Origin of the sequence: Kribbella sp. NPDC005582 (assembly GCF_040605415.1) — a bacterium.
Taxonomy (GTDB): domain Bacteria; phylum Actinomycetota; class Actinomycetes; order Propionibacteriales; family Kribbellaceae; genus Kribbella.
Genome location: NZ_JBEXCU010000001.1, coordinates 1,691,460 through 1,706,473, shown reverse-complemented (window position 1 = coordinate 1,706,473; position 15,014 = coordinate 1,691,460). Strand labels below are relative to the sequence as shown.

Here is a 15,014-nt window from a genome sequence, read left to right as displayed (position 1 = left end):
CCTGAGAGTGACGGCCTGCGGGGCACCCGCGCGTCAGAATGGCAGCGTGAAGGACCTCTGGACCGAACGGCGTGCGCTGTGGGTCGATGCCGCCCTCGCGGTCGTCGCCCTGGCCAGCCTGCTGCCCTCCGCCGCCGATCCCCAGTTCCACCAGTACCTGGAGCTGCGGATGGCCGTGCTGGTCTTTCCGCTGCTGATCGCGATCCGCCGGATCGAACCGGTGATCGCTCTGCCCGGACTGGCCGTCGGCGCCTATCTGGCCGGTCTGCTCGGGCAGCCGGTCTGGCTCCTGTACGGCGCGGTCGTGCTGGCGCTGTGGTCGTTGGCCGGTCGGTGCGGGGTTTGGACGACGCTCGGCGTCGCGGCGGGGTCTCTGGCGCTGCCGATCCTGCTGGATCTGCGGCCCCGCGCCAGCGCGATCACGTCGATCCGCTACGACTTGGAGGACTCGCCGCTCAACCGATGGCCGTGGTGGCCCTGGTGGCTGTCAGTCGTGTTCCTGCTGCTGACCCTCGTGTTCCTGGCGATCAGGCACCGGACTCACGTCGTACCGGCGAGGCAGCAGTGGGCCGAACTGCGGACGTTCCTGCGCGACCCGCAAGACGCCTGGATCCGCAATCTGTTGATCGCGCTCACCGTCTCCGCGCTGATCATGGCCGAGATCGGTCAGGGACTGCTCGACAACGCTTGGTGGAGTGCGCCGCAGTGGATGCCGTACGGCGTCGCCGCCGCCGGACTGACCCTCGTGTTCCGGCGTCGGCCGGTGATCCCGGCTCTCGTTCTGACTGTGGCGTCGCTGCTCTCGAACTGGCAGTCGTACGAGCCGAACATCAGTCTGTCCTGCGCCTTCGGCCTCGCCCTCTACTGGCTGGTTGTCAGCCCGAAGCGGTCGCGCAGCCTGCGCTGGACGTTGCCGTTGGCAATCACCGTGCTGACCCTGCTCCCGGTGATTACCCGGGTGATGCGGGTCAGCTACCTGCAGCTGATCTTCCCGTCGATCAAGATCATGGGCTGGGACTACACCTACAACGGAGTCCTGCACAATCGCACCTACGACAGCATCGCGCAGAACGTCTGGCCGATCAGCTTCTCGCTGGCCCTGCTGTTGCCGGTCCTCGCGGCGATCGCGGTTCGGCAGTACCGGCGCAACCGTGAGGCGGCCCGGCGTGAGGCCGAGCTGGAGCAGGCGGCTGAGCTGCTCGAGGCCGAGCAGGTCATCCTCACCGAGCGCGCGACCATCGCCCGCGATCTGCACGACGTGGTCGCGCACGCGGTCAACCTGATGGTCATTCAGGCCGAGACCGGTCCAGATCTCGTACGGCGCGGGGAGGCCGACGTACTGGCTGGGTTCCAGCGGATCGGGGATGCGGGCCGGCGGGCACTGACCGAGCTGGACCGGTTGCTGTCGACGTTGCGGGACGCGGACGGGATCGCCGATCCACAGTTGGCTCCACAGCCTGGACTCGCCGATCTGCCACAGTTGGTCGCGGATGCCTCCGGCAACCAGTTGCCGGTCGAGCTCGACCTGCAAGGCGATCTTGAGACTCCGCCGGAGGGGCAGCAGGTGACGGCGTACCGGCTGGTGCAGGAGGCACTCACCAACGTGGTGAAACATGCGCAGGCGACCGGAGTCCGGGTGGCGGTGCGGAGCGAGGAGACGGGAGTGCGGGTCGAGGTGACCGACGACGGGATCGGGTTCGACGTCGCGGCGGCGCGCCGTGGCAACCGGCACGGCCTGGCCGGGATGCGCGAGCGGGTCCGGATCGAGGGCGGCACGCTGGACATCCGCAGTACGCCGGGCGCCGGCACGACCGTGGACGCGTGGATGCCGGTCGGCGGTGACCGATGAGCGACCGCCCGATCAAGGTGATGGTGGTCGACGACCAGGACCTGGTCCGGGACGGGATCGCGATGATCCTGGACGGCCAGCCCGATATCGAGGTGGTCGCGCAGGCGGTGGACGGCGCGGACGCGATCCGGCAGGCGGCCGCGATCCTGGATCTGGCCGTCGTCCTGATGGATGTCCGGATGCCGGTGATGGACGGTATCGAGGCGACCCGGCGGCTGGCCGGCGGGCCGCGGGTGCTGATCCTGACCACCTTCGACCTCGACGAGTACGTGTACGACGCGCTGCGCGCCGGAGCGAGCGGCTTCCTGCTGAAGCGTTCCTCGCGTGACGAGCTGATCAACGCGGTTCGGGTGATCGCGGCCGGCGACGCGTTGCTGGCGCCTCCGGTGACTCGGCGGCTGATCGACCGGTTCGCCGACACCCGGCTGGATCCGGCGGTCGCCGCGCGGATCGACGTACTGACGGCGCGGGAACGCGAGGTCCTGGTGTTGGTTGCCAAGGGCAACTCGAATGCCGAGGTCGCGGACGAGCTGCACCTCACCGAGCACACCGTGAAGACGCATGTCAGCCGGATGCTGGCCAAGCTCGGGCTGCGGGATCGGGTGCAGGCGGTCATCCTGGCCTACGACGCGGGGCTGGTGACCGCGGGGCAGCGGTGAACGGTGCCCACTGGTAAGAACAGGACAACGGTGAGAACTGGCCAGTGCGACTCGTTGACCGCGGTCAGCGGTCGCCCGGACGCTTGCAGACGTGTCTACCTTCGCCGCCTCCTTCCTCCTGTCCGCAACCCTTCTCACGGCTCCCGCCGCGGAGCCTCCGACCACCTTCTACATCGACTCGGTCGCCGGAAACGACGCCGCCTCCGGCACCTCGGCCGCCACGCCCTGGAAGAGCCTCGCCAAGGTCAACGGCTACGCCTTCCTGCCCGGCCAGCAGGTGATGTTCAAGCGCGGCTCGTCCTGGACCGGCTCGCTGAACGTGTCGCGGGACGGGATCACCATCGGCGCCTACGGCTCCGGCGCGCTGCCGAAGATCGGCGGCCCGGTCCTGAACTGCGTGAACGTCACCGCCAACGACGTCTTCATCGGTGACCTCCGCGCCAGCGGCTGCAACTGGGCCGGGTTCGAACTCTTCGGCGACAGCATCGTGCTGGACACCGTCCAGGCCGACAACAACGTCGCCGGCATCTCGATCACCGACGGCTCCGACTGGAACGACGTACGGTGGAGCACGATCGTCGACAACAGCAAGATGAGCGTCGACGACGACCGGTTCCCCGACGACGACTCCGGCGCCTTCGGTGTCCTGGTGCACGGCGACGACAACAAGATCCGCCACAACACCATCAGCGGCAGCTTCCACACCAGCCACGACTACGGGTACGACGGCGCCGCGGTCGAGATCTTCAACGGCGACCGCAATCACATCGAGTACAACAAGACCGCCGACAACGACACCTTCACCGAACTGGGCCACGAGTCCGGCCACACCGCCGACGACAACGTCTTCGCCTACAACTCGGTCACGTCGACGAAGCCCTCCGGCACCTTCCTGATCACTCGCGGGGCTCTCAGCCACATCGGCCCGGTCCGCCGTACGCTCGCGGTCAACAACTCGGTCAACCTCCCGAACGGCGACGGCTGGAGCTGCGACGCCGGCTGCGGCCCCGGGATTCTCAAGCTCCGGAACAACATCGTGAAGGTCGGCAAGAAGGTCGGCTACGACGACTCCTTCGACACGCACAATCCCGCCGACGCGGCTGATGAGGACCGCGGTGTCTACCAGGGTGCGGTCTACCAGTTCACCCTTGGTGCTCGGTCGGTCAAGGCGGATCCGCTTTACACCAGCGCGACCGACCTTCGGCTGAAGGCCGGCAGCCCGGCGATCGGCCGCGCCGAGAACTCGGGGTACCCGGAGGACCTGGCCGGCAAATCGCTTGCTGGTCTGACGTCCTGGGACTCAGGGGCCTACCAGCGCTGACTCAGTCCAGCACTGCGGTGGCCTCGACCTCGACCAGGTGCTCCGGTACGTCGAGCGCGGCGACCCCGATCAGCGTCGCGGGCGCGGTCGGGGTGACGCCGAGCTTGGCCGCCGCCCGGGCGATCCCGTCGAGCAGCTCCGGCATCTTCTCCGGCGTCCAGTCGACCGCGTACACGGTCAACCGCGTGACATCGGCGAACGAACCGCCCGCCGCGGCGAGCGCCGTACCGACGTTCAGGTAGGCCTCCTCGACCTGCGCCGCCAAGTCCGGTACGGCGTTCCACGCGACCTGACCGGCGGCGAACACCAGCCGCGTCCCGGACCCGACCGCGACCTGGTGATAGACCTCGATCTCCGGCAAACCAGCGGGATTGATCAGTGTGACTGCCACGATGTTCCTCTCATACTCTCTTGTGGTTACTCAGAAACCGTAGGAGAGTATGGCGCGGAACGGAAGAACGCACTTTTCGGTGATTGGGGCACCCGATGGGAACCAAGGACGACCAGGCCGACCTCGGCCGTGCCGACTCACTGGCCCGCGAGATCTTCTCCGACGTCGCGAACAAATGGGCCTTCCTGATCATCGAGACCCTCGGCGACGACACCCTCCGCTTCAGCGACCTCCGCAACCGCGTCGACGGCATCAGCCACAAGATGCTCACCCAGAACCTCCGCATGCTGGAACGCAACGGCCTGGTGGAGCGGAGGGTGTACCCGGTCGTTCCCCCGAAAGTCGAGTACACCCTCACTGACGCGGGCCAGGGTCTCCGAGCGACCGTCGACAGCATGTGCGTGTGGACCCACAAATACTTCGACCACATCGAGTCCGCCCGCCGCACGTTCGACGGCTGACCCCCGCCCGTCCGGACTACTTCAGGCCGTAGGCGGCGGTGATTTGCTGGGTGAGACTGTTGCCGTCGGCATCGGTTGCGGTCAGGCGTAGGGAGGGGGACTGGCCGGCGGCGGTGGCCGGATGGATCACCTTGGCGGCGTATGAGCCGTCGGTTCCGGTGACGGGCAGGGCGGTCCAGCGGTTGCCGTCGTACGAGATCTCCAGCTTGGGCTTGGCGAACTTCGCCGTCGAGCCCGAGCCGAACTGGTGACGGAGGCCGAGACTGATCGTGATCTGCTGACCGACTCGCACCTGGCTGTGGGCGTCAGCTTGCGGCAGGTCCAGGTCAGCGAGCACCAGGGGCATCTGCTCCTCCTCGCCGCCCTTCGAGCGGAACTTCCAGTGCGACTCAACCGTGCTGGAGTACCGGAACAGCGTCGGATCCGGGCTGTTCTTCAAGTCGATGCGGTAGTCAGCAGCCTCGGGCGGCACCTCGACGAAGCCTCCCGGTGCGCTGGTGTCGGAGTAGATCTGTTCGCCGTTGCGATAGGCGGTGATCTCAGTCGACCCAGTCGTCGACCACCACGGCGAGTACTGGCTCGGACCGTGGCTGAGCGTGCTGATCGTCATGCTCAGCCCGCCGTTGTAGCGGCCGACCTGCGAGATCTCGCCGACGCCGGCGTCGGGTAGGCCGCTGTTGATGATCGGGGTCATCCAGCGTTCGACGGTCTTCGCGCCGGGCTGGTAGCGGTGCGGGACGCCCAGGATGTTCGGGTCGGCTTCTTCGCCGTCGATGACGATCCCGCCGGTCCAGGAAACATCATTCGCCAGCACGTACGACGTTCGCTTGGCCGGCGGGGCGAAGTACGGGAGCAGGAAGCTGTTCAGGTCGGCGCCCGCCGGGGTGAAGCCGGTGCGTGATTCGGCGGTGGGGATGCCGGTGTGGGTACCGAAGGTCTCGTCGACCGTCGCGAGCTGGTCGCGCCTGACGGTCAGTTCGGTGTCGGCCGGGAGCTGGCCGGACCACGGCACGGCCAGGTCGTAGACGTACGGCGACTTCGCCTGGCCGGTGACCCGGACGGTCGTGGGGCGAGCCAGCAGGCGCTGGGCGTTGATGCGGGAGATCCGCATCGTCGGGACCTTCACATCGCCGGTTTCGCCGTAGACCCAGTAGGAGGAGACGGCGCCGTCACCAGCCTTGCTCGGGTCGTACAGCATGACCGCGGCCGCGCCCGCCTTCTCGGCGGCTGCCGCCAGGTCCCCGCTGTAGTGGCCAAGGTCCCAGCGAATCAGCGCGAGCTTGCCTTTGGCACCGGTTAGTTCGGCGGGAGTTCCGGTGCCGCCGTCGAAGACCTGCAGGTCCTTCCGTCCGGTGAACCGCGGCCCGAAGTAGAAGTCCAGCGCAGTAAAGGACGCCCCGCCGACGATCTGAGCCTGGTACGGCGGTTCCTCGAGCCGCTTGCCGAGCGCGAGTTCGACGCTGCCGGTCGCCTTCACCGGCGTCCGGGTCGCGGCGAAGATCCGCCGGGCACCGGTCTGACTGGCCGAGTCGGTACGCCGCCAGTTCGGTACGTCGCGCAGATGCGTCATCGACGTTTCGCGGGGTGCTGCGTTACTGGGCTGCCCCTGCGCATTGAGGTCGAGCGTCTGTGTCCGCCGCCCGTCGAGTGTAAGAGCGGTGGCCTTGCTGATCGTGAACTCGTCCGACAGCGCCAGGTCGAACCGGCCGGGCGCGCCGTCGACGGCGGACGCGATGAGGAACGACGAGACGTCGTACTTGCCCGGTGCGAGCCGGACCTTCGCGGTGCCGTTGACGATCGGCACGCTGTGCGAGTCGCCGAGGTCAGGTTGCGGGCCGTCCAGCCGGTTGACGGCGAGATCGGCGTTGGCCGGGGTGCCGTCGTGGGCGATGCCGGTGACGGTGAGCTCGTAGACCTCCGGCTCGGCGTACCAGCCGATGGTCGTGACGAGCGGGTCGGCGCCGGCCGCGGTGGCGGTGATCCGGCCCGCGAAGTTGCCGGGGCCCTTCTTCGCGCGGTCGGTCGTGACGGTGACCTTGGCGTCGCCGTTCGCCGGGACGACCAGTTGGTCGGTGCTCAGCTGCGTCGATTCCACATCGACGGCGAGCTTGAGGGTGACCGGCGTGCCGGTCGGGTTGCGGTAGGTGAGCTCGCGGGTGACCACATCGGTCTGCGGGTAGGGCCAGGTCAGGCTGCCCAGTTCGAGCTCGCCGGTGTCGACGGTCACGTCGGTGACTGTGGCCTGGTCGGCGTCGACTCGGCCGGCGCCTTGTTCGGACAGCGGGCTGCCGGCTTGCGGGTCGGCGGTCGAGATCAGGCGGGCCTTGAGCGCGTCCGCCTTCCAGTCCGGATGCGCCTGGGCCACCAGGGCCGCCGTACCGGCGACGTGTGGGCTGGCCATCGACGTACCGGAGAGGGTGGTGTAGTTCTCGTCGACCGGCTCGCCGCGGCTGGTTCCCGCGGCGCGGGCGGCGACGATGTCGGTGCCCGGTGCGGACAGCTCCGGCTTCAGGGCGCCGTCGCCCTTCCGCGGGCCGTGGCAGGAGCCGGCGTTCGGCCGGCCGTCACGCTGAAGGTTGCCAACAGCAAGAGCTTCGTCCGCTGCGGCAGGCGTGCTGACGGTGCCCGGTGCGGGGATGAAGCAGTTGCCTGCAGCAATGACAAACAGTACGCCGCTCTGCTTGCTGATCCGGTTGACGGCTTCGGAGAGCGGATCCGTGCCATCGCTAGGACCGCCGCCGAGGCTCAGGTTGGCGACCGCGGCGCCCTGGGCCGCGGCCCACTCCATCCCGGCGATGATGCCGGAGTCGTAGCCGTTGCCGTCGTTGTCGAGCACCTTGCCGTTGAGCAAGGTGGCTTCCGGGGCAACGCCCTTGTACTTGCCCTGCGACGCGGCGCCGTTGCCGGCCGCGATGCTCGCGACGTGCGTGCCGTGCCCGTTGTGGTCGACCGCGTCACCGGAGTTGCTGAAGTCCTCGGCCGCCGCGATCCGGCCGGCGACATCGGGGTGCGTCGGGTCGATCCCCGTGTCCAGTACGGCGATCTTCACGCCCTTACCGGTGAATCCGCGCTGCCAGGCGGCCGGACCACCGATCTGCGGCACACTCTGGTCGAGACTCGCCTTGACCTTCCGATCGAGGGTCACCCGAGTGACGCCGGTCGCGACGCGGGCGGTCTTGTCGGGCGTGAGGGAGCGCCAGAAGGTGGTCGCCTCGCCCTTCGCCACCCGGGTCGCGCGGGCGCCGAGACTGGCGAGCACCCGCGCTCCCGTCGTACCGGCGAAGCTGGAGCGCGCGGCACCGGCGTACCGGATGATCACCGGGGTGCTGTCGGTCGCGCCCTCGGCGATCAGGGTGGTGACGTCGAACAGCGTGCGGTCGAGGCGGCCGGCGGTGACATCGGCCGCGGCGGCGGTCGGTACGACGTACGTGTGGCCGTTCACAGTGCTGGTGAGGGCGGAGTCCGACGTACTGCCGACGCCGGGGATGAACGACGTCTGGACTCGGTTGCCGGGGAAGGTGGTAACCCGGACCTGGTCGCCGGTGATCAGGGTGACCGTCGAAGCGGCGGGCCGGGCGGGGCGGGGCGGTGGAGACGCCGTGGCGGCGGTGGCGCCGCCGAGCGTCAGGCTCAGGCCCACGAGGGGCGCTAGCCAGCGATGGGTTTGCAAAGTGTTCCTCCAGAGGCGGGCGGATGTCTCATCTGCCCTGACGGAACGACGACGCCAAAGGTTCAAGACTAGACCGGAATTCGGAGCACATCCCTGGGTTGTCCCGGAGAGATCCCCTAGAGTTGAGTGGAATGGACTCAAGTTTGGCTAGGTTGTACCTAGTGACTGTGTTTGCTTGAACTGAAAGGCTGGAACTCCATGGACGTTCAGCGGTTGACGACGCTGGCCCGCGAAACGCTGTCGGTTGCCATCCGTCAGACCTCCGCGGCGGGCAACCCGACCGTGGAACCGATTCACCTGCTGTCCGCGCTGTTCGCGCAGCCCGAGGGGACCACGATCGGTCTGCTCGAGGCCGCCGGCGGCTCGGCGGACGCCGTCCGCGGCCGGGTCACCGAGCAGGTCGCCCGGCTGCCGAAGGCGAGCGGCGGCAGTGTGCAGGCGCCGAGCCTGTCACCGAAGACCGGCGAGGTGCTGAACCAGGCTGAGCAGCGGGCTCTCGGGCTCGGGGACGAGTACGTCTCCACCGAGCACCTGCTGATCGCGCTCGCGACCGTCGACGGGCCTGCCAAGACTGCGCTCGGGGTCACCCCGGAGGCGCTGCTGCAGGCGTTCGACCAGATGCGCGGCAACCGGCGGATCACGTCGCCGGAGGCCGAGGGCACGACCAAGACGCTGGAGAAGTACGGCGTCGATCTGACCGAGCGCGCTCGGGACGGCAAGCTCGACCCGGTGATCGGGCGTGACTCCGAGATCCGGCGCGTCGTGCAGGTGCTGTCTCGCCGTACCAAGAACAACCCGGTGCTGATCGGTGAGCCCGGCGTCGGCAAGACCGCCGTCGTCGAGGGCCTGGCTCAGCGGATCGTGGCCGGTGACGTGCCCGAGTCGCTGCGCGGCCGGCGGCTGATCAGCCTCGACCTCGGTGCGATGGTCGCGGGCGCGAAGTACCGCGGTGAGTTCGAGGAGCGGTTGAAGGCGGTGCTGACCGAGATCAAGGAGTCCGACGGTCAGGTCATCACGTTCATCGACGAGCTGCACACCGTGGTCGGCGCCGGTGCGTCCGGCGAGGGCGCGATGGACGCCGGCAACATGCTGAAGCCGATGCTGGCGCGGGGTGAGCTGCGGATGATCGGCGCCACGACGCTCGACGAGTACCGGACCCGGATCGAGAAGGACCCGGCGCTGGAGCGTCGCTTCCAGCAGGTGTTCGTGGGTGAGCCCTCGGTCGAGGACTCGATCGCGATCCTGCGGGGGCTGAAGGAGCGGTACGAGGCGCACCACAAGGTCGCCATCTCCGACAGCGCACTGGTTGCTGCCGCGACGCTGTCGAACCGATACATCAGCGGTCGGCAGCTGCCCGACAAGGCGATCGACCTGGTCGACGAGGCGGCGTCCCGGCTGCGGATGGAGATCGACTCGTCCCCGGTCGAGATCGACTCACTGCGCCGTACGGTCGACCGGCTGAAGATGGAAGAGCTGGCGCTGTCCCGCGAGGACGACGCCTCGTCGCAGGAGCGGCTGGAGCGGCTGCGCGCCGACCTCGCCGACCGCGAGGAGGAGCTGCGCGCGCTCGAAGCACGCTGGGAACGGGAGAAGTCCGGCCTGAACCGGGTCGGTGAGATCAAGGAGCGGATCGACGAGCTGCGTGGCCAGGCCGAGCGGGCCCAGCGCGACGGCGACCTCGAAACCGCGGCCCGGATCCTGTACGGCGAGATCCCTGAGCTGACCAAGGAGCTCGAGGCCGCCGACGCGCAGCCCGAGCCGGCCGAGGCCCCGGAGGCGATGGTCAACGAGGAGGTCGGCCCCACCGAGATCGCCGAGGTGATCGCGATGTGGACCGGAATCCCGACCGGCCGGCTGCTCGAGGGTGAGACCGGCAAGCTCCTCCGGATGGAGGACGAGCTCGGCCGCCGCCTGATCGGTCAGCGCGAGGCGGTCAAGGCCGTCAGCGACGCCGTACGGCGGGCGCGGGCGGGCATCTCGGACCCGGACCGGCCGACCGGTTCGTTCCTGTTCCTCGGTCCGACGGGTGTCGGTAAGACCGAGCTGGCGAAGGCGCTGGCCGACTTCCTGTTCGACGACGAGCGGTCGATGGTTCGCATCGACATGTCGGAGTACAGCGAGAAGCACAGCGTCTCACGGCTGGTCGGTGCCCCTCCGGGCTACGTCGGCTACGACGAGGGCGGTCAGCTGACCGAAGCGGTACGCCGTCGTCCGTACTCGGTGATCCTGCTCGACGAGGTCGAGAAGGCGCACCCGGAGGTCTTCGACATCCTGCTCCAGGTCCTCGACGACGGCCGGCTCACCGACGGTCAGGGCCGGACGGTCGACTTCCGCAACGTGATCCTGATCCTGACCAGCAACCTCGGCTCGGCGTACCTGGCCGACCTGACCATCGACGACAAGGTCAAGCGCGACCAGGTGATGGCCGTGGTGCGGCAGTCGTTCAAGCCGGAGTTCATCAACCGGCTCGACGAGATCGTGCTGTTCGACGCCCTCGGCACCGAGGAGCTGACCAAGATCGTCGCGCTCCAGATCAGCGCGCTGCAGCGTCGCCTGACCGATCGCCGAATCACGCTCGAGGTGGACGAAGGCGCCTTGGAGTGGCTGGCGCTGACTGGGTACGACCCGGTGTACGGCGCGCGTCCGTTGCGGCGCCTGGTGCAGTCGGCGATCGGTGACGAACTCGCTCGCGGCCTGCTGAACGGGACCGTCCGCGACGGCGACACCGTCCGCGTGACATTGAACGAGTCGAAGGACGCGCTGGAGGTCACCGCCTAGGATCGAGGAGTGATCGGGGCCGAGTACTACGAACAGAGCGGACCACCGCGGCAAGTCACCGTGGCGACCGTCGTAGTACTCGGCTTCGGCGTTCTCTACTTCCTGCTCGGCCTGATGGCGCTCACCTCGGCCGGTGACCAGATCTCCGAGATCGTCATCGGTTCGAAGGGCTCGTCCGCCGTCGTGGCCGTCCTGGCCTGGGTCGGTGCCGCGCTCTACATCGTCCCCGCGCTCTTCCTGCGGAGCGGACGGCCCTGGGCGCGGTACCTGATCATCGCGGTCGCGGCCCTGGGTATCGTCGGCGGTCTGCTGAGTATCCCCACCGGCCTGCTCGGTCTCGTCCTGCACGCAGGGCTGCTCTTCCTCATGCTCCACCCGTCGACGAAGGCTTGGTTCCACCGCTGATGGAAACCTGGATCAACCCCGCCTGCTCCAAATGCCAGGCCGCGACCAAGGCCCTCGACGAGGCCGGCGTGGAGTACACCGTCCGGCGCTACCTCGACGACCCACCGACGGCCGCCGAGCTGGACGCCGTACTGGTTCGTCTCAACCTCGACCCGTGGCACGTGGTCCGCCACAACGAACCCGAGGCTGAGGCCGTGCGCGACCTACCTCGCGACGACGCCCACCGCGCCGACTGGATCGCCGCCATGGTTGCGCATCCGATCCTCATCCAGCGCCCCATCGTCACGGCCGACGACGAAACCACCGCCATCGCCCGTGACCCGGAGACGCTCTCCCGCTTCCTCAGCTGAGCGGTCAGCCCTGCTTGGCCTTCGCCAGTGCCTTCTTCAGGTCGGGGATGCTTGTGGCAGGCGTGATGATCTCCTGACGGAGCCGGGTGAGTTTCGAGCTCTTGATCCGCCACTGGCCGTCGATCTTCACGTAGGTCTCGTGGTAGTGCCCGGCTCCGTGCATACCGACCGCGGGGGTGAGGTCGACGGTGTCTTCGAGCGCCCAGATCCCCTTCGCGGTAGTGGCCGAGGTCAACGTGATCTCGGGCGCCTGCACCTGGTGCACGGTGGTCTGCGACGGCTGACCGATCTGCTGCCGCACGTACGCGACGAACGCGTCGCCACCCTTGACGACCTTGCCGCCCGCTTCGGAAGTGTCGCTCACGAAGTCGTCCGTGAACACCTGGCGCCAGGCACCCCACTGCTTGGTGTCCAGCAACCGGCAGTACCGCGCCTTGAGCTGCTTGATCGCCTCAAGATCGTTGAGCTGGGCAACGTCGTACGCACCAGGCTTGATTGCCTGGCTCTGGGCATCCGCATGGCGCGACGTCGTCACCTGAACAACGCCCGCAGCCACGACCAGGCTGCCGATCAGGAGAGCGGCTGGGAGGGCACGAGTCCTCATATCTCTGTCCTTGTCCTCAGTTGGTTCGCAAGCGATGGCACCCCCCTCCCCGGCGATGCCATCGCGATTGAGCCGAACCCTAGCCGCACGCGTCCCCGACGATCTGCCCCGGGATGCCCCTGGATGCCCCGCGACACCTGTGGACAAACGGCATCACCAACTGTCGTGCTCCGGAAGAATTCGGGGATGCCTAGCTCGCATTCTGCTGACTTCGCCCTGACTGCTTGGGTTGATGAGTCGATCGTGGTCGGACGTGACAAGACGGCCGGCACCTACACGATGGCGGCCGCGATCGCTGATCCGGCGGCGAGCCAGGCGATCGGGGAGAGATTACGAGCGATCACGGTTGGGCGCGCGGGACGATTGCACTGGGCGAACGAGCCGACCAAGCGGCGCGACCTGATCACAACGCTGATCGCGAGCATCGATCTCGCCGCGGTGGTAGTTGTCGGAGCGCCGATGCTTGGATCGAAGCAGGAGCGTGCTCGGCGCTGCTGCCTGGAGCGATTGCTGCAGGAGCTGGCCGACTTCGGGGTCGGCGACGTCTTGATGGAATCTCGATCGCCGGTACCTGATCGGCGTGACATTCGTCTGGTCGACAGTGCGCGTGCCAAGGGGCTGATCCCGGGCAGCCTCGTCATGCGCTTCGCCCGCCCGCTGGATAACCCAATGCTGTGGATCCCCGATGCGATCGCCGGAGCGGTGACGGCTGCGACCTTGGGCGAGCCCCGGTGGATGCTGGCGCTCGACGAGATCCTCACGAGACACGACATTGTGGTGCGGTGAAAGCGCGAAGGCTGGGTCCCACCCTCCGGAGGGGTTCCCAGCCTCACTTCTCATCGGGCAGCGCCCGGGAGCTGACACCAGTATTACACAGATCGTGACGGCCTTCGCAAGAGACTTAGAGCTTCTGCAGGCGGACCAAAGCCTCTTGGAGCAGTTCTTCCTTTTTGCAGAAGGCCCAGCGGACCAAGGGGCGGCCGGCTTCTTTGTTGTCGTAGAAGACTTGGGTGGGGATGGCTACTACGCCGGTGCGCTCGGGGAGGAGGCGGCAGAAGTCGATGCTGTCGGTGTGGCCGAGGGGGCGGATGTCGGTGGTGATGAAGTAGGTGCCGGCGGGGCGGTGGACTTCGAAGCCCAGGTCTTGCAGGCCGTTGGCGAGGAGGTCGCGGCGGGACGCCAGGGTGCCGCGGAGGGTGTCGAAGTAGTCGTTGCCTAGGGCAAGGGCGTTGGCGACGGCCGGCTGGAAGGGGGAGCCGGAGACGTAGGTGAGGAACTGTTTGGCGGTGGTGACGGCGGTGACCACCTCGGGGGAGCCGGTGACCCAGCCGATCTTCCAGCCGGTGACGGAGAAGGTCTTGCCGGCGCTGCCGATCGAGACGGTGCGGCCGGCCATGCCGTCGTACGTCGCGAGCGGGATGTGCCGGTGGTCGTCGTACACGAGGTGTTCGTAGACCTCGTCGGTGATGACGACGAGGTCGTGTTCGACGGCGAGGTCGCGGATACCGCGCAGCTCGACATCGGTGAGGACCGTGCCGGTCGGGTTATGCGGGGTGTTGATCAGCAGGACCTTGGTGCGCGGCGTGACGGCGGCGCGGAGTTCGTCCAGATCCAGCCGGTACGACGGCGCGCGCAGCGTGACCGGAACCCGCCGGCCACCGGCGAACGCGATGCCGGCGGCGTACGAGTCGTAGTAGGGCTCGAGCGCGATCACCTCGTCACCGGGCTCGACGAAGGCGAGCAGGGCGGCGGCGATCGCCTCGGTGGCGCCGGTGGTGACCAGGACCTCGGTGTCGGGGTCGTAGGTCAGGTTGTAGAACCGCTGCTGGTGGTCGACGATCGCCTGCCGGAGCGCGGGGATGCCGCGGCCGGGCGGGTACTGGTTGGCGCCGGCGCGGATCGCGGCGATCGCGTCCTCGAGCAGAGAGTCGGGACCGTCGGTGTCGGGGAAGCCCTGCCCGAGGTTGACCGAGCCGGTCGCGACCGCGAGGGCCGACATCTCGGCGAAGATCGTGGTGCCCAGTCCGTTCAACCGCTCAGCGTGTCCGCGCATGGCTCCGACCTTAGCTCCGATCGGCGCAGTAGCTGTTGGCGTCTCGCACCATCTGGCCCAGCCAGTCGCGGGCGGTCTCGCGGTCGGCGGTGCTGAACGACGCCTCGAGCTCCGCCTCCAGCGCCAGTACGGCGGGGGCCGCGGCCTCGAGCCGCTCCTCGCCGGCCGGAGTGAGGAACAACTGCTGGGTACGCCGGTCATGCGGGTTCGGGCGGCGCTCGACCAGGCCGGCCTTCTCCAGTCCGGTCATGAGTTCGTTGGCCGACTGCCGCGCCGTACCGACCGCGCGTCCGACCTCGGCGACGGTGTGGCCCGGGTGGAACGTGAGCACCATCAGGGCGCCGTACTGCTGCACGGACAGGCCGTGGTCGGCCAGTGCGACGGCCACGGCCGAACGCATGTTCAGCCAGGCATGCCGCACCAGGAACGTCACGCCGAAGCGGTAGTCGGGTTCTTCCATGCTCCTCATTCTG

The 15,014-nt window shown here is 68.1% G+C and carries 13 protein-coding genes; 8 read left to right on the top strand and 5 right to left on the bottom strand.

Features of this window, described 5'->3' with window-relative positions:
- Positions 1–46 precede the first annotated feature (46 nt).
- From ABZS29_RS08530 to ABZS29_RS08520, 3 genes are all read left to right on the top strand, one after another.
- On the top strand, positions 47–1,849 hold the full coding sequence (locus ABZS29_RS08530; protein ID WP_355459824.1) for a sensor histidine kinase: 1,803 nt from the start codon (positions 47–49) through the stop codon (positions 1,847–1,849).
- Positions 1,846–2,508 carry a response regulator transcription factor gene (locus ABZS29_RS08525; RefSeq protein ID WP_355459822.1) on the top strand — a complete coding sequence of 221 codons (663 nt, stop codon included), beginning with the start codon at positions 1,846–1,848 and terminating at the stop codon, positions 2,506–2,508. The genes ABZS29_RS08530 and ABZS29_RS08525 overlap by 4 nt, the downstream gene beginning before the upstream one ends.
- Positions 2,509–2,599: 91 nt before the next feature.
- A complete protein-coding gene (locus tag ABZS29_RS08520; RefSeq protein ID WP_355459820.1) occupies positions 2,600–3,829 on the top strand; it encodes a hypothetical protein in 1,230 nt (409 codons plus the stop codon).
- A gap of 1 nt (position 3,830) precedes the next feature.
- On the opposite strand, the gene ABZS29_RS08515 is transcribed toward ABZS29_RS08520, so the two are convergent.
- Complete coding sequence (locus ABZS29_RS08515) at positions 3,831–4,220, bottom strand: RidA family protein (protein ID WP_355459818.1); 390 nt, start codon at positions 4,218–4,220, stop codon at positions 3,831–3,833.
- 95 nt (positions 4,221–4,315) lie between these two features.
- Between ABZS29_RS08515 and ABZS29_RS08510 the strand changes: the two genes are divergently transcribed.
- A complete protein-coding gene (locus tag ABZS29_RS08510) occupies positions 4,316–4,681 on the top strand; it encodes a helix-turn-helix domain-containing protein (protein WP_355459816.1) in 366 nt (121 codons plus the stop codon).
- A 16-nt stretch (positions 4,682–4,697) separates the two neighbouring features.
- Here ABZS29_RS08510 and ABZS29_RS08505 read toward each other — a convergent pair whose 3' ends face one another.
- Positions 4,698–8,321, bottom strand: coding sequence for a S8 family serine peptidase (locus ABZS29_RS08505; protein ID WP_355459814.1), 3,624 nt, complete (start codon positions 8,319–8,321; stop codon positions 4,698–4,700).
- 228 nt (positions 8,322–8,549) lie between these two features.
- Between ABZS29_RS08505 and clpB the strand changes: the two genes are divergently transcribed.
- Genes clpB through ABZS29_RS08490 form a run of 3 tightly spaced genes read left to right on the top strand, consistent with a single transcriptional unit; the run spans position 8,550 to position 11,884 of the window.
- A complete protein-coding gene (clpB, locus tag ABZS29_RS08500) occupies positions 8,550–11,129 on the top strand; it encodes an ATP-dependent chaperone ClpB (RefSeq protein ID WP_355459812.1) in 2,580 nt (859 codons plus the stop codon).
- Between the two features lie 9 nt (positions 11,130–11,138).
- Positions 11,139–11,534: a hypothetical protein gene (locus tag ABZS29_RS08495; protein WP_355459810.1), complete on the top strand. Its 396-nt coding sequence runs from the start codon at positions 11,139–11,141 to the stop codon at positions 11,532–11,534.
- Entirely contained in the window at positions 11,534–11,884 is a 351-nt protein-coding gene (locus ABZS29_RS08490) for an ArsC/Spx/MgsR family protein (protein ID WP_355459809.1), read from the top strand. Before ABZS29_RS08495 ends, ABZS29_RS08490 begins: the two co-directional genes overlap by 1 nt.
- Before the next feature lie 4 nt (positions 11,885–11,888).
- On the opposite strand, the gene ABZS29_RS08485 is transcribed toward ABZS29_RS08490, so the two are convergent.
- Positions 11,889–12,488, bottom strand: coding sequence for a nuclear transport factor 2 family protein (locus tag ABZS29_RS08485; RefSeq protein ID WP_355459807.1), 600 nt, complete (start codon positions 12,486–12,488; stop codon positions 11,889–11,891).
- Between the two features lie 123 nt (positions 12,489–12,611).
- Here ABZS29_RS08485 and ABZS29_RS08480 point away from each other — a divergent pair, with 123 nt between their 5' ends.
- Positions 12,612–13,274, top strand: a complete 663-nt coding sequence (locus ABZS29_RS08480; RefSeq protein ID WP_355459805.1) for a hypothetical protein — start codon at positions 12,612–12,614, stop codon at positions 13,272–13,274.
- 115 nt (positions 13,275–13,389) lie between these two features.
- Here the strand turns inward: ABZS29_RS08480 and ABZS29_RS08475 are convergent, their stop codons facing one another.
- Positions 13,390–14,541 carry a pyridoxal phosphate-dependent aminotransferase gene (locus ABZS29_RS08475; RefSeq protein WP_355459803.1) on the bottom strand — a complete coding sequence of 384 codons (1,152 nt, stop codon included), beginning with the start codon at positions 14,539–14,541 and terminating at the stop codon, positions 13,390–13,392.
- 10 nt (positions 14,542–14,551) lie between these two features.
- The gene (locus tag ABZS29_RS08470) at positions 14,552–15,001 is read right to left on the bottom strand and encodes a MarR family transcriptional regulator (protein WP_355459801.1); all 450 of its coding nucleotides are present in this window, start codon (positions 14,999–15,001) and stop codon (positions 14,552–14,554) included.
- Between the last annotated feature and the right edge of the window lie 13 nt (positions 15,002–15,014).